12 protein-coding genes are annotated in these 13,221 nt (G+C 64.7%); 8 read left to right on the top strand and 4 right to left on the bottom strand.

Translation table 11 applies throughout. From position 1 onward, the window contains the following. Positions 1-65: 65 nt before the first annotated feature. On the top strand, positions 66-1,115 hold the full coding sequence (locus LB564_RS24140; protein ID WP_224541546.1) for an alpha/beta hydrolase family protein: 1,050 nt from the start codon (positions 66-68) through the stop codon (positions 1,113-1,115). Between the two features lie 587 nt (positions 1,116-1,702). Here LB564_RS24140 and LB564_RS24145 read toward each other — a convergent pair. After that, positions 1,703-2,200 (bottom strand): GAF domain-containing protein, encoded by a 498-nt coding sequence (locus tag LB564_RS24145; protein WP_224541548.1) that lies wholly within the window; start codon positions 2,198-2,200, stop codon positions 1,703-1,705. A 294-nt stretch (positions 2,201-2,494) separates the two neighbouring features. Here LB564_RS24145 and LB564_RS24150 point away from each other — a divergent pair, with 294 nt between their 5' ends. Together LB564_RS24150 and LB564_RS24155 are read left to right on the top strand one after the other, a co-directional pair. Then, the gene (locus LB564_RS24150; protein ID WP_140709001.1) at positions 2,495-2,728 is read left to right on the top strand and encodes a hypothetical protein; all 234 of its coding nucleotides are present in this window, start codon (positions 2,495-2,497) and stop codon (positions 2,726-2,728) included. 62 nt (positions 2,729-2,790) lie between these two features. Further along, positions 2,791-3,057: a DUF1488 domain-containing protein gene (locus LB564_RS24155; RefSeq protein WP_224541551.1), complete on the top strand. Its 267-nt coding sequence runs from the start codon at positions 2,791-2,793 to the stop codon at positions 3,055-3,057. Positions 3,058-3,134: 77 nt separating this feature from the next. Here the strand turns inward: LB564_RS24155 and LB564_RS24160 are convergent, their stop codons facing one another. Further along, positions 3,135-4,196, bottom strand: a complete 1,062-nt coding sequence (locus LB564_RS24160; protein WP_224541552.1) for a diguanylate cyclase domain-containing protein — start codon at positions 4,194-4,196, stop codon at positions 3,135-3,137. Positions 4,197-4,851: 655 nt separating this feature from the next. Here LB564_RS24160 and LB564_RS24165 point away from each other — a divergent pair. The 5 genes from LB564_RS24165 to LB564_RS24185 all read left to right on the top strand — a co-directional run bounded on the left by LB564_RS24165 (position 4,852) and on the right by LB564_RS24185 (position 11,327). Then, complete coding sequence (locus LB564_RS24165) at positions 4,852-5,895, top strand: LacI family DNA-binding transcriptional regulator (RefSeq protein ID WP_224541555.1); 1,044 nt, start codon at positions 4,852-4,854, stop codon at positions 5,893-5,895. 74 nt (positions 5,896-5,969) lie between these two features. Beyond that, on the top strand, positions 5,970-7,262 hold the full coding sequence (locus tag LB564_RS24170) for an ABC transporter substrate-binding protein (protein WP_224541557.1): 1,293 nt from the start codon (positions 5,970-5,972) through the stop codon (positions 7,260-7,262). A 275-nt stretch (positions 7,263-7,537) separates the two neighbouring features. Continuing rightward, complete coding sequence (locus LB564_RS24175) at positions 7,538-8,467, top strand: carbohydrate ABC transporter permease (RefSeq protein ID WP_224541558.1); 930 nt, start codon at positions 7,538-7,540, stop codon at positions 8,465-8,467. Then, entirely contained in the window at positions 8,467-9,324 is an 858-nt protein-coding gene (locus LB564_RS24180) for a carbohydrate ABC transporter permease (protein ID WP_224541560.1), read from the top strand. The genes LB564_RS24175 and LB564_RS24180 overlap by 1 nt, the downstream gene beginning before the upstream one ends. A 20-nt stretch (positions 9,325-9,344) precedes the next feature. After that, positions 9,345-11,327, top strand: coding sequence for a glycoside hydrolase family 127 protein (locus tag LB564_RS24185; protein ID WP_224541562.1), 1,983 nt, complete (start codon positions 9,345-9,347; stop codon positions 11,325-11,327). A 46-nt stretch (positions 11,328-11,373) separates the two neighbouring features. Here the strand turns inward: LB564_RS24185 and LB564_RS24190 are convergent, their stop codons facing one another. Further along, a complete protein-coding gene (locus LB564_RS24190; protein ID WP_224541563.1) occupies positions 11,374-12,444 on the bottom strand; it encodes an acyltransferase family protein in 1,071 nt (356 codons plus the stop codon). Between the two features lie 365 nt (positions 12,445-12,809). Further along, complete coding sequence (locus LB564_RS24195) at positions 12,810-13,208, bottom strand: DUF1801 domain-containing protein (protein ID WP_224541565.1); 399 nt, start codon at positions 13,206-13,208, stop codon at positions 12,810-12,812. Between the last annotated feature and the right edge of the window lie 13 nt (positions 13,209-13,221).

Here is a 13,221-nt window from a genome sequence, read left to right on the forward strand (position 1 = left end):
GCGAGCGCCGCTGGCCGGAGCCTTCGTGGCCGCGGCGATGGCGCTTTCGGCAAACGGAGAGCTCAATGAAATTTCGAACCATGCTTTGCGCCATCATCGTCGCCACGATTGCGCCTCAACATCAGGCCAGTGCCGGCGACGCCGTCGGCGTTCGCCATGTTGCCGCGCCATCGCTGGAGCGCGGCGGCGATCTCGACGTCACCGTCTGGTATCCGGCCGAGCCGGGCGGCGTGACCGTAAACCTTGGCGACAGCGAACTCTTCACCGGAACGTCCGCCGCGCGCGATGCGCCGATATCCCCCGGCAAGTTCCCGCTCATCCTCCTCTCGCACGGCGCAGGCCTGGCCGGCACCCCGCAAGCCATGAGCTGGATCGCGACGCCCCTGGCCAGACAAGGCTTCATCGTCGCCGCGCCAACCCATCCGGGCAATGGCGGGAAAAACAGATCCGCCGCCGAGACGATGAAACTGTGGCTGCGGCCCGTCGACCTCACGGCAACCCTGGACGCGATGGAGAAAGAGGCCTCCTTCCGCGGCCACATCGACCAAGGCAAGGTGGGCGCGCTCGGCCTGTCCATGGGCGGCGGCACGGCGCTTGCCATTGCCGGCGCGCGCGTCGACCCGAAGCGCCTTGCCGCCTATTGCGACACCGGTTTGCTCAATGCCTCGCTGTGCGGCTGGATCAGGCAAAGCGGCGTCGACCTCCATGCCATGGACATGCGGCTCGCCGGCCGCGACAACAGCGACAGGCGCATCCGCTTCGCCATGGCGATCGACCCCGCACCGTCGGATGTCTTCGACGCTGCAAGCTTTTCCGGCATCAGGATCCCGGTCGACATCGTCAATCTCGGCCAGCCGGGAAAAATCCCTATCACCGCCGACGCCTCCGCTATCGCCAAGGCGATTTCAGGGGCAAGCTACGCGACGATCGCGGATGCCAGCCACTACAGCATGTTCGGCGAGTGCAAGCCCGACGCGCCAGCACTCGTCATTTCCGAAGAGATCGGCGATCCCGTCTGCGACGATGGCGGGGGGCGACCGCGCGGTCAAATCCATGCGCAGTTGATCGAGATGGCGGCCGCCGCGTTCAATCGCGCGCTGAAGGCAGCGCCGTAGGCTTGCAAGGCAGCGCTCTACGACGCCCCCTCTGTCCTGCCGGACATCTCCCACAATTTGGGCTAGGGGATGCACACATCTTCCATGATCAGCGCGACTGATCGGTCTGAGGCTTGATTGCCAGGTGGTTCCCCCAATCCGTCGCTGCTTCGCGGCGCCACCTTTCCCCCTCCGGAGGGAAAGGAAGGGAGCTTTGCTGGACGAGAGTTGACGGCAAAAAGCCTGGCGCCTTTCCTCTACCCCGTCGATCGGGGGGCCCGAAGGACGGGCGAGACCCGTGGCTCGCCCCGGCAAGGTGGCTCGGCGAAGCCGAGACGGAGTGGGGGTCGACCTGCTCAGTACAAGACAATGCATGCGCCAAGCTGCCATGCACGCTATCGCCGAAGTCCAGCCGCTTGGAAATGCGTGCATCCCCTAAACAATTTGGGCGGAGATTGGCAGTTTCAGCGCCGGCTTTCATCTTGCAACGCCGAAGATTGGCGAAAGCCGAAACACAGCCAATCTCCCCACCTGAGGGGGAGATGTCCGGCAGGACAGAGGGGGGCGACGCGGAACTCGACGCCGATGTTTATCCCGATGCCGACCGCTCAGTCCTCGAACGAACTCGACGCGGCATAGATCGCCGCCAGCGACTCGATGCCGGCCTGGTCGGCCGCGTCGAAGCGGCCGGGCGTCGGGCTGTCGAGGTCAAGCACGCCGAAGACGCCCTCATCGTCTTCCAGAAGCACCACCAGTTCCGAGCGCGAGGCGGCATCGCAGGCGATGTGGCCGGGAAAATCATGCACGTCCTTGATCAGCATCGAGGTGCCGAGTTCGACCGCCGTTCCGCACACGCCCTTGCCGACCGCGATGCGCACGCAGGCCGGCTTGCCCTGGAAGGGACCCAGCACCAGTTCCTCGTCCGAGGCCAGGAAGTAGAAGCCGGCCCAGTTGAGGTCGGGCACCATCTGGAAGATCAGCGCCGAGGTGTTGGCGGCATTGGCGATGGAATCGCCCTCGCCCTCGAGCAGCGCCTTCAATTGTTTGGCGAGGTCACGATAGAACGCGGCCTTGTCCGATGTGTCGATGGCCTTGGCGGCAAACATAGCTGGTCTCCGAATTTCAGCATCGCGCGGTTCCGTCTCGATCCGTCGCCAAGGCTCCGCACCAAACGGCCACCGGGCCATACTAGCGTGAATTTCGGCCTCCGCGAAAGCCGCGAGATCGCTCAAAAATTCTTCGCCATTGGATTTAAATATTCAAAAGTATTATGTCGGCGGGCGATTTCGCAATGCAGGCCAGGCGCTAAATAATTCAAAAAATTGATTTTTGCCGTCTGCATGCCTATTTATCGGAAGAGTTCATTTCTACAATTCTCATGCATAAGGGAGATTTTCACGATGGCCGAAGGCAATCAGACGATCATGGAAAAAGCTGAAGCCCGCTTTGTCGACAAGCAGAAGAAGACCGCGGAGCGCAACAAGGCAACCGCTGAATATGTATCCGAGGCGCGGGCCAGGGAGATCAAGACGGCAAGGTTGAGGGAGTTGCGGCTGGCCAAGGAAGAGGCCGACCGCGTCGCTGAAGCCCTAAACCCGACGCCGAAGAAGAAGCGAGCGGTGAAGAAGGCCTAGAGCAATTCCAGGCAAAGTGCGAGGCGGGTTTCCCGCCCTCGCGTCAAATCGTGGAGGCCAAGATGAGCCTGACATTCCCCAATCGCAGCCGCAGCTACGACGAAGCCGGCAAGCGCATCCGGTTCGTCGGCCATGACGGCATGTTCCAGATTTCCTTTTCCGTCGCCGCCGATGCGATGTCGAAGATACAGCCATCGACCGTGGCCAATGAAGCAGGCTACCTGGCCACATTCGACACCGAGAGCGGTGCCATTCGCGACGTGGCCTCGAAGGCCTACGGCCGCACCCGCAAGAGCATCTATGTGCTGACATCGGACGATTTCGGCTGAGCCGGCTCGCGTGCCGGCATCGAACAACGGCTTGGGGCGGTTCGCCGTTTCCGTGAACCGCCGAACTGCTCCAGCCCTCACGCCGCCGCGCTGCGGCCTTTCATTCCAGCCTCGGCCTTGAAGATGCGGAACGTGTTGCGGCCTGCCGCCTTGGCGGCATAAAGCGCGGTGTCGGCCCGCGCGAACAGGTCGCAAGGCTGCCCTGCATCCGCGAAGGCGATGCCGATCGAGGCGCCGAGCCTGAGCGACTGGCCGCAGGCGGCGACCGGTTTGCCCATCGCCTCGACGATGCCGCGCGCCACGCCGGAGACGGCGCCCCGGTCGAGATGGGTCCCGAGCAGCACCGCGAACTCGTCGCCGCCGACGCGCGCCACCAGTTCGGCCTCGCCGCACGCGCCGGCAAGACGCAGGGCCGCCTCCTTCAGGCACTCGTCGCCAATGACGTGGCCGAACGTGTCGTTGACGGCCTTGAAGCCGTCGAGGTCGATCAGCAGCAGTGCGCCGAGCGGTCGACCCTCTTCCACATGCCCAAGCCGCGCCTGGAAGCGGGCACGGTTGGCAAGCCCGGTCATGGCGTCGAATTCGGCCAGATAGCGCATCCGGTCCGACAGGATCTTTTCCTCGGTGATGTCCTGCTTCATGCCGAAGATGCGCACCGGCTCGCCCGCCTCGCACTCGACGGTGGCGGTGATGCGGATCCAGCGGCAATGGCCTGCCAGCGTGGTGATCTCGGCATCGAGGGTGAAGCCGTTGCGTTCGGCAATCGCGCGGCTGCGCAAAGTGGTCAGCGCCTTGCGCGACTCCTGCGGATAGCACTTGACGATCTCCGAGCGGTCGAGCGCCGAGCCGCGCGGCAGGTCGAACAGGTCGTAGACGACGTCGGTCCAGGTAAGCTGCTCGTCGGGCAGGCTGCATTCCCACACGCCGATACGCGCGGCCGCCGACGCACGGTCGAAGATCTTGCGGCTGTGCGCCAGCGACACCTCCTGCCTGGCGATCAGCGCCGCCTGCGCGGCAAGGTCCGCCTTCAGCCCCGCGATGGTCGCGGCATCGCCGCGGTGGTCGTCGGCGCTGTCGTGCCCTGCCCGCTTGCCGGCCTGCGCGGCCATGCCTTTCGGAGTGCAGGATGTATCGGGCATGGCGGAGCTCCAGCGGAGGGCCACCTTGGCGCAACAGCGATTAAGACTTCGCTGACAATCCGTGGGTCCCTCGCCCCATAAAGGCGGCTACGGCATGCACACAGGTGGCTGGTCTTTGGCGATGGCGTGGATGGCAGCTTCGCGCATGCATTGTGTTAGGCTGCGCTGGTCGACCCCCACTCCGTCTCGGCTTCGCCGAGCCACCTTGCCGGGGCGAGCCACGGGTCTCGCCCGTCCTTCGGACCCCCCGATCGACGGGGTAGAGGAAGGGTGCCAAGCTTTTTGCCGTCAACGCTTTTCCAACGGGGCTCCCTTCCTTTCCCTCCGGAGGGGGGAAAGGTGGCGCTGCGAAGCAGCAACGGTTTGGGGAACCACGTGGCAATCAAGCCCCGAGCAGATCAGCACGCCAATACAGAGGACCGGTGCATAGCGTAGACGGGCGTTGGGGGCGAGGAACCAAGTCTTGCTAGCCTCAGCCTCTCTCTTCCCACCGCTGGAGCTTCAAACCACTTTCCCTCTTGAACGCTCCTCCGATCTGGCCTAGCCTCATCTGAGAAAAGGTTTTTCCATCCACCTCCGATCAGGCTAGGCCATTGGCCGACCTTCTTCCGGCGATTAAGGGAAAACCTTTTCTCAACTGAGGATTTGCGCCGCGATGGCATCGGACGATCAGCCAGTTCCGGTCTTTCCCAAGCCCGTCACCTTGCGTGACGTGGCCGCCCAAGCCGGCGTCAGCGTCGCCACCGCCTCCAAGGCGCTCAACGACCAGGGGCGCATGACGGCCGAGACCCGCGAGCGCATCCGCGAGACGGCGCGCGGCCTGGGGTTTCGGCCCAACAGCCTGGCGCAGAGCTTGCTCAGACGCCGCTCCTTCACCGTCGGCCTGCTCACCAACGATACCTATGGCCGCTTCTCGCTGCCGCTGATGTCGGGCATATCGGACGCGCTGGTCGATGCCGGCGTTTCGGTGTTCCTGTGCAATGTCGAGGAGGATCCGCGCCTCGGCCAGCTCCATGTCGAGGCCATGCTCGACAAGCGCGTCGACGGCATCATCGCCACCGGCAAGCGCATCGACCGCCATCTGCCGGTCGACCTCTCCAACCTGCGCGTCCCGGTGATCTATGCCTTCACCCAGCCCGATCCCGACGCCATCGCCTTCGTCTCCGACGATGGCGGCGGGGCGCGGCTGGCGATCGAGCATTTCCGCCGGCTCGGCCGCAAACGCATCGCCCATGTGACGGGTCCGGCGAGCTTTGCCGTGGTGCACGAACGGGCGCGGGCTTACCGCGCCGTGCTGATGGAAACCGGCCTGCCGGTGATCGAGCCGCTGCTCGGCGCCTGGTCGGAAGCCTGGGGACATGACGCCGTGGCAAAACTGTTCGATGGCAGCGGCGAAAGACCGGATGCCGTCTTCTGCGGCAACGACCAGATCGCGCGCGGCGTCATCGATGCCCTGCGCGAACGAGGCCTCGGCGTGCCCGACGACGTCGGCGTCATCGGTTTCGACAATTGGGAGATCGTGGCCGAGGCGACCCGCCCGCCCCTGACTTCGGTCGACATGAACCTGGCGGCCCTCGGCCGCGAGGCTGGCCTGACCCTGCTTTCCCTGGTCGGCGGCAAGCCCGCGACGCCAGGCATCAGAAAACTGCCGTGCCGGCTGGTGGTGCGGCAGTCCTGCGGCCGCCTGCCGGATGGTTGAGAAAGACGGCTGAAAAACGAAACGCCGCGATCGGCGGCAAGCCGCGCATCGCGGCCAATGTGGAGGAGGAGAACATGAGGACTTTGACTGCCAAACTGGCCCTGCCCAAACTGGCCCTGACCAGACTCGCCTTGACCAAACTCGCCTTGACGGCCGCTATTCTGGGCGGCGGCCTGCAACTTGCCGCCGCCGAGACCGCCAACATCTGGGTGCGCGCCGACGGCTCGAACTTCATGCCGAGGATCGTCGACGCCTTCAACAAGGCGCACAAGGACCAGGTCAAGCTCGACATCATTCCCAATGCCGAGATCATCCCGAAATATGGCGCGGCCGCAGCCGGCGGTACCGCACCCGACGCACTGTCGCTCGACCTGATCTACACGCCGTCCTTCGCCGCCGCCGGCCAGTTGGAGGACATCACCGACTGGGCGAAGTCGCTGCCCTATTTTGCCAGCCTGTCGCCGGCGCATGTCAAGACCGGCACCTACAAGGACCATATTTACGGCCTGCCCTTCTCGGCCGACGCCTCGGTGCTGATCTGGAACAAGAAGCTGTTCAAGCAGGCCGGCCTCGATCCTGACAAAGGCCCGACCAACTGGGCCGAAATCGCCGCCGACGCCGAAAAGGTCAACGCGCTGGGCGGCAACATCAAGGGCTTCTATTTTTCCGGCAATTGCGGCGGCTGCAACATCTTCACCTTCACGCCGCTGATCTGGGCTTCGGGCGGCGACATCCTGTCGGAGGACGGCTCGAAGGCGACGCTGGACAGCCCGCAATTGCGCGGCGCCATCGATCTCTACCGCTCCATGGTCAAGAAGGACCTGGTCCCGGCGGGCGCGCAGACCGACACCGGCGCCAATTTCTTCGCGGCGTTCGCCGCCGGCAATATCGGCATCTCGCCCTCCGGCGCCTTCGCCATCGGCGCGCTCAACACGCAATATCCCGATATCGACTATGGCGTCACCTTCCTGCCGGGCAAGGACGGCAACTGGTCGTCCTTTGCCGGCGGCGACAATTTCGTCGTCACCAAGGGCACCAAGAAGCTCGCCGTGGTGAAGGCCTTCCTGGACTTCGCCTATTCGCTCGAAGGGCAGACGATCCTGGCCAAATACGGCAGCCTGCCGGTGCGCGGCGACATCGCCAAGGACGCGCTCAAGGATCTCGACCCGCGCTACCAGATCGCCGCCGAGGCCATGGCCAAGGGCAAGACCCCCTACTCCGTGGTGTTCAACGATTTGATCAACTCCGCCAACGGCCCGTGGACGCAGATGATCAACGAGGTGTTCTTCGGCGACGACGTCGATGGCGCCATCGCCAACGCCCAGGAAACCATGCAGTCGATCATCGACCAGGCGCCGCAGAAGTAGGCGCCTGTCCGGCCGCCCGCCTGTCTCCCTGGGCGGGCGGCCGGGAATTGCTTTGGTTCAAATGGCAGGGCTATCGCTTTGAGACAAGACCCCCTCATCCGGCCGCTACGCGGCCACCTTCTCTCCGCTGGGGAGAAGAGGCTGGCCCCCGCGCCGGCGCCCTCCTCTCCCCTCGGGGAGAGGTCGGATTGCCCCGAATTGCCCTTCGCAATTCGGTTGGCAATCCGGGTGAGGGGGTGCTTGGCCAATGCCCTAACAGCATCGAGCGCCCAGCCATGACCACAATCACCACCACGACCACCGCCCCACCCCGCGTCCGCAAACGCGTCGGCGCCGGGCGCCGGCAATGGATCGGCCTGCTCTATGTCGCGCCAGCGGTGGCGCTGGTCATGCTGTTCTTCGTCGTTCCGCTCGGCATGACGGCCTGGATGTCGCTCCACAACTGGCCGCTGATGGGCGAGCACTCCTTCATCGGCCTCGGCAACTACTGGGCAATCCTGCGCGACACCAGGTTCTGGAACGCGCTGAGATTCACCGGCTACTACACGCTGGTCGTCACCATCGCGATCTTCGCCGTCGCCTTTCCGCTGGCGATCTTCATCGAGCGGCCGCGCCCGTTCACCAATCTCTACCGCACCATGTTCTTCATGCCGGCGGTGGTCGGCTTCGCCTCGGCAAGCCTGCTCTGGTCGTGGCTGCTCAACGTCGATTCCGGCCTGTTCAGCCCGGCCGCCTACGATCTTGGCCTGATCGACAGGAAATTCAACCTGCTCGCCACCTTCCAGCCGGCCTTCTGGTCAATCATCGCCATGGTGGTGTGGAAGGTCGCCGGCTTCACCATGATCATCCTGATGACCGGCCTGCAATCGATCCCGCAGGACCTGCAGGAGGCTGCGGTCATCGACGGCGCCGGCCCGTTCGCAAGGTTCCGGGCGATCACCTTGCCGCTGATGCGCCGCACTTTGGCGCTGGCGCTGATCCTGTCGGTCGCCGGTTCGATCCTGGCCTTCGACCAGTTCTACATCATCCTGCGCGGCGGCCCGCGCAACCAGACGCTGACGGCGGTGTACTGGATCTTCAACCAGTCCTTCGTGTCGTTCAAGCTCGGCTATGGCGCCGCGCTCTCGATGGTGCTGCTGGTCATCCTAGTGGCGCTCAGCCTGGTCCAGCTCTGGCTGCTGCGCAAGCCCGAGGGGCTCGACTGATGGCGCAGGCGATATCAGCCAGGGGCAAGCTTGCCGCCCGCTTGGCCCGGCACTCCACAGGCATCATCGCCTCGGTGCTGTTCGTGGCGCCGATCGTGTGGACGGTGCTGTCGGCCTTCAAGCCGGCGGCCGAGGCACGCCTGCCGCCGCTGCCGCCCTGGCCGACCACGGGCTTCTCGCTGGAGAACTACGCCACGCTCAATTCCTTCGGTGACGGCCTGTGGGTCTCGGCGCAGAACAGCATCTACGTCTCGGTGATGACCGTCATACTGTCGGTCATCGTCAGCGTGCTCGCCGGTTACGGCTTTTCGCGCTTCCGGTTTCCGTTCAAGGACCTGTTCTTCGTCCTCATCCTGTCGACGATCATGATCCCGTTCCAGTCGATCCTGACGCCGATCTTCCTGGTGCTGACCAAGCTCGGCCTGCACAACACGCTGACCGGGCTGGTCGGCGTCTATGTGACGCTGCAGCTGCCGTTCTCGATCTTCATGATGCGCAACGCTTTCGACGCCGTGCCGCGCGAGATCGAGGAGGCCGCGCGCATGGACGGCGCCAACAACGCCACCATGCTCGTCAAGGTGATGCTGCCGCTGGTCTGGCCTGGTGTCGTCACCATCGCGCTGTTTGCCTTCCTCGGCGCCTGGAACGAGTTTTTGGCCGCCTTGGTGCTGATGACCGACCAGTCCAAATTCACGCTGCCGGTGATGATGACAGCCCTTCAGTCGGGCCGCTTCGGCGCCATCGACTGGGGCGCCGTGCAGGCCGGCGTCACGGTGATGATGATCCCCTGCCTGATCCTGTTTCTTGCCCTGCAGCGCTTCTATATCCGCGGCCTGATGGCCGGGGCCGTCAAGTAATCGATCGAATGGAGTAAGTCATGACCGCATCGCCATCCCCCCGGCCCGCCACCACAGCCAAGCCGAAGCTCGCCTTCCGCCCGCTGCCGGTGCCGCAGGTCGACGTGCACGGCTTCTGGGGCGATCGCGCCGAGGCGGTCGCGACGCGCACCGCCGACATCCTTTACGACCGCTGCGTGGAGGCGCGCATGCTGGAGCAGATCGACCCCGACCGCCCCTCGCCCGGAATCGTCATTCCGTTCCACTCGCCCTCACCCGACGAGGCGGCCTCCCCCGGCTTCACCGGCTCGACGGTGACCACGCAGATGTTCTGGGATTCCGATCTCGGCAAGACGATCGAGACCGCAGCCTATTCCCTCTACCGGCGCAAGAATCCTGACCTGGAGAAGAAGATCGACGCCGTAATCGACATGTACGGCAGACTGCAGCAGGAGGACGGCTATCTCTCCAGCTGGTACCAGCGCATCCAGCCCGGCCTGCGCTGGACCAATCTGCGCGACTGCCACGAGCTTTACTGCGCCGGCCACCTGATCGAGGGCGCGGTCGCCTATTACCAGGCCACCGGCAAGCGCAAGCTGCTCGACATAATGTGCCGTTACGCCGACCACATCGCCTCGGTTCTGGGTTCCGAGCCCGGCAAGAAGAAAGGCTATTGCGGCCATGAGGAGATCGAGCTGGCGCTGGTCAAGCTGGCGCGGGTGACCGGCGAGGCGAAATACATGGAGCTGGCCAAGTACTTCATCGACCAGCGCGGGCAACAGCCGCATTATTTCGACGAGGAGGCGCGCGCCCGTGGCGCCGACCCCAAGGCCTATCATTTCAAGACCTATGAATACAGCCAGTCGCACATCCCGGTGCGCGAGCAGGACAAGGTCGTCGGCCATGCGGTGCGGGCCATGTATCTCTATTCGGGCATGGCCGACATCGCCACCGAATATGGCGACGACACGCTGCGCGTGGCGCTCGACCGTCTGTGGGACGACCTCACCACGAAAAACCTCTACATCACCGGCGGGCTCGGTCCCTCGGCGCACAATGAGGGTTTCACCAGCGACTACGACCTGCCCAACGAAACCGCCTATGCCGAGACCTGTGCTTCGGTCGGGCTGGTGTTCTGGGCGAGCCGCATGCTCGGCATGGGGCCGAACGCCCGCTATGCCGACATGATGGAGCGCGCGCTCTACAATGGCTCGATCTCCGGCCTGTCGCTCGACGGCTCGCTGTTCTTCTACGAAAACCCGCTGGAAAGCCGGGGCAAGCACAACCGCTGGAAATGGCACCGCTGCCCCTGCTGCCCGCCCAATATCGGCCGCATGGTCGCCTCCATCGGCAGCTATTTCTACAGCCTGGCCGACGATGCGCTTGCCGTGCACCTCTACGGCGACTCCACAGCCCGTTTCGACATAGCGGGCGTGCCGGTGACGCTGACGCAGGCGAGCCGCTATCCCTGGGACGGCGCGGTCGAGATCACGGTTGAGCCCAAAACGCCGGTCGAATTCACGCTGCATTTGCGGGTGCCGGGCTGGAGCTCCGCCGCCAGGCTGGAAATCAACGGCCAGGCGGTCGACCTCGAGGAGGTGACCAGCGACGGCTACGCCGCGATCCAGCGCAACTGGAAGAAAGGCGACCGTGTCAGGCTCGATCTCGAAATGCCGATCAAGCGGCTCTACGCCAATCCCGAGGTCCGGCAGGATGTCGGCCGCGTCGCGCTGTCGCGCGGGCCGCTGATCTACTGCGTCGAGGCGATGGACAATGACATCAGCCTGCACCGGCTGACCCTGCCGCGCACGGCCGGCATCGAGGCGCATGACGAACCGGGCCTGCTCGGCGGCGTGGTGACGCTTTCAGCCACGGCGCAAGCCGATGCCGGCGACGGCTGGCAGGATGGGCTCTATCGTTCCGAACCGCCGGCCAAGGTCGAGACGCGCCTGACCGCCATCCCCTATTTCGCCTGGGACAACCGCGAGCCCGGCGAGATGCTGGTGTGGCTGCGGGACGGCTGAGGTTGGCAGCGACGCCCGCGCCTTCTGGCCTCGACTGTTTGGAACGTCACTCGGCGGCGACAGGCTGCGGTGCCTTCGGTGCCGCGCTGCCGTCGGCATGCGCCCAGGCCGGCCGCTCGAACAGGAACATGCCGAAGCCGATGCGCTGGACGATAAAGTAGAGCACGACCGGGCTGATGATCGAGACCAGCAGCACCGCCAGGCTGAGCATGCCGGTGTCGGTCAGCAGGCCGCTGGCCAGCGCGGCGCCGCGAAACAGCGACATCGGGATGGTGAAGGCAACATAGACGACCAGAGAATGTTCGCCGAGCCAGCGCAGCCATTCCATGGCGGGAAACTTCGACAGGAAGCCGCCGAGCACGCACAGCGCCACCGCGCCGGCGACGGCCAAGGTAAGATGCAGCGGCGGCCATGCGGCCAGCCCCATCTGCATGCCGACCGGCTGCATGGCATAACCCGGCGAATAGACCAGCAGGCCGTTGATGACAGCCCACAGGACGAGCCCGGCGACGGCCAGCGCCGGGCGGCCTTGCGTCCAGTCGACAAGCCGGAACACCAGCGGCGCCATGACGAAGCCGACGTAGAAAAAGACGAAATAGGCCGCGAATTGTTCGACCGTGTAGCTGTCGGGACGCGGCGCCCACATCTGCAGCGCGGCCGCGATCGGGATGACGATCCAGGCGGGGACCGCGAACTGGCGCAGCAGTTTCGCCGCAAGGCCGAACACCGCCAACATGTAGATGAACCACAGCACGCCATAGGGCTGCACGACGGCCATCGCCAGGTCATGCAGCATGCCGGCGGGATCCCGGCTGAAGATGCCGATCTTCAGCCCGATCGAGATGATCGCCCACAGCACGTAGAAATAGAGGTAATGAACGACGCGCCGGTCGACATAGCGCCGCCACGGCCGGTCGATCACCTGCGACAGGAAAAGTCCGGAGATCAGGAAGAATTCCGGCATCCGGAACGGCGTCGCGAAGCCGATGACATAGTGGAGGAAGCCGACGCCACCGGTATACTCGCCGGTGTTGTAGGCCGAGTACATCATGACCACGAGGATGATCGAGAGGCCTTTGGCCGTGTCCACCCACGGCATGCGCATCGGGCTGTTCATGGCGGCGAATCCAAACCGGGCCGGCCCGGCTGGCCAGCCTTCATCCGGCTAGGTCTAGCACCATCAAGCTTCCCAGATGGTAAACGCGTCGGTCTTTGGGGCGAGGCTGGCAGCGTCCGGGGTCACTCCTGCCGTGTTGAAGTCGTTGGCAATCATCCGCCGTCAGCGCTGCCCCTCACCTGCCTGCCGGCGTCCTCTCCCCGTAAACGGGGCGAGGGACGCCGTTGTCGCCGATTTCGCCAATCGCCAGCGTTGCAGAAAGAGCGTCGGCCTCGCGGTAGCCCTCTCGCCCCGTTTACGGGGAGAGATGTCCGGCAGGACAGTGAGGGGCAGCGCCGACCGTGACCGCCATGCGCAATGGACGATTACTTTCGGGCCTTCGACTTGTTCAAGGCAACCGCCGCGCGGACCAGCGCCTTGAAAGCCTCCTCGTCGACATCCTCGCCCTGCTGGAAATCGATGGCGCGGCGCGTATTCCCTTCGAGGCTGGAGTTGAACAACCGCGCCGGATCGGGCAGCGCCGCGCCCTTGGCGAAGGTCAGTTTGACGACGGCCTTGTAGGTCTCGCCGGTGCAGATCATGCCGGCATCCTCCCACACCGGAACGCCGCGCCATTTCCAGGTCTCGACCACGTCGGGATCGGCCTGATGGATCAGCGCGCGCAGCCGGGCGAGCATCTCGCCGCGCCAGTCGTCCAATTCCTTGATCCGGCCATCGATCAGCTCGGAGGGAGATTTGCTTTCTTGCGATCCCGTGGTCGTCATGATGTTTCCTCCT

This window comes from Mesorhizobium sp. ES1-6, assembly GCF_020164775.1.
Classification (GTDB): Bacteria; Pseudomonadota; Alphaproteobacteria; order Rhizobiales; family Rhizobiaceae; genus Mesorhizobium.

Coding starts and splice junctions, on each gene's coding strand:
- LB564_RS24140 (WP_224541546.1), top strand. CDS start 66: ATGAAATTTCGAACCATGCTTTGCGCCATCATCGTCGCCACGATTGCG.
- LB564_RS24145 (WP_224541548.1), bottom strand. CDS start 2,200: ATGTTTGCCGCCAAGGCCATCGACACATCGGACAAGGCCGCGTTCTAT.
- LB564_RS24150 (WP_140709001.1), top strand. CDS start 2,495: ATGGCCGAAGGCAATCAGACGATCATGGAAAAAGCTGAAGCCCGCTTT.
- LB564_RS24155 (WP_224541551.1), top strand. CDS start 2,791: ATGAGCCTGACATTCCCCAATCGCAGCCGCAGCTACGACGAAGCCGGC.
- LB564_RS24160 (WP_224541552.1), bottom strand. CDS start 4,196: ATGCCCGATACATCCTGCACTCCGAAAGGCATGGCCGCGCAGGCCGGC.
- LB564_RS24165 (WP_224541555.1), top strand. CDS start 4,852: ATGGCATCGGACGATCAGCCAGTTCCGGTCTTTCCCAAGCCCGTCACC.
- LB564_RS24170 (WP_224541557.1), top strand. CDS start 5,970: ATGAGGACTTTGACTGCCAAACTGGCCCTGCCCAAACTGGCCCTGACC.
- LB564_RS24175 (WP_224541558.1), top strand. CDS start 7,538: ATGACCACAATCACCACCACGACCACCGCCCCACCCCGCGTCCGCAAA.
- LB564_RS24180 (WP_224541560.1), top strand. CDS start 8,467: ATGGCGCAGGCGATATCAGCCAGGGGCAAGCTTGCCGCCCGCTTGGCC.
- LB564_RS24185 (WP_224541562.1), top strand. CDS start 9,345: ATGACCGCATCGCCATCCCCCCGGCCCGCCACCACAGCCAAGCCGAAG.
- LB564_RS24190 (WP_224541563.1), bottom strand. CDS start 12,444: ATGAACAGCCCGATGCGCATGCCGTGGGTGGACACGGCCAAAGGCCTC.
- LB564_RS24195 (WP_224541565.1), bottom strand. CDS start 13,208: ATGACGACCACGGGATCGCAAGAAAGCAAATCTCCCTCCGAGCTGATC.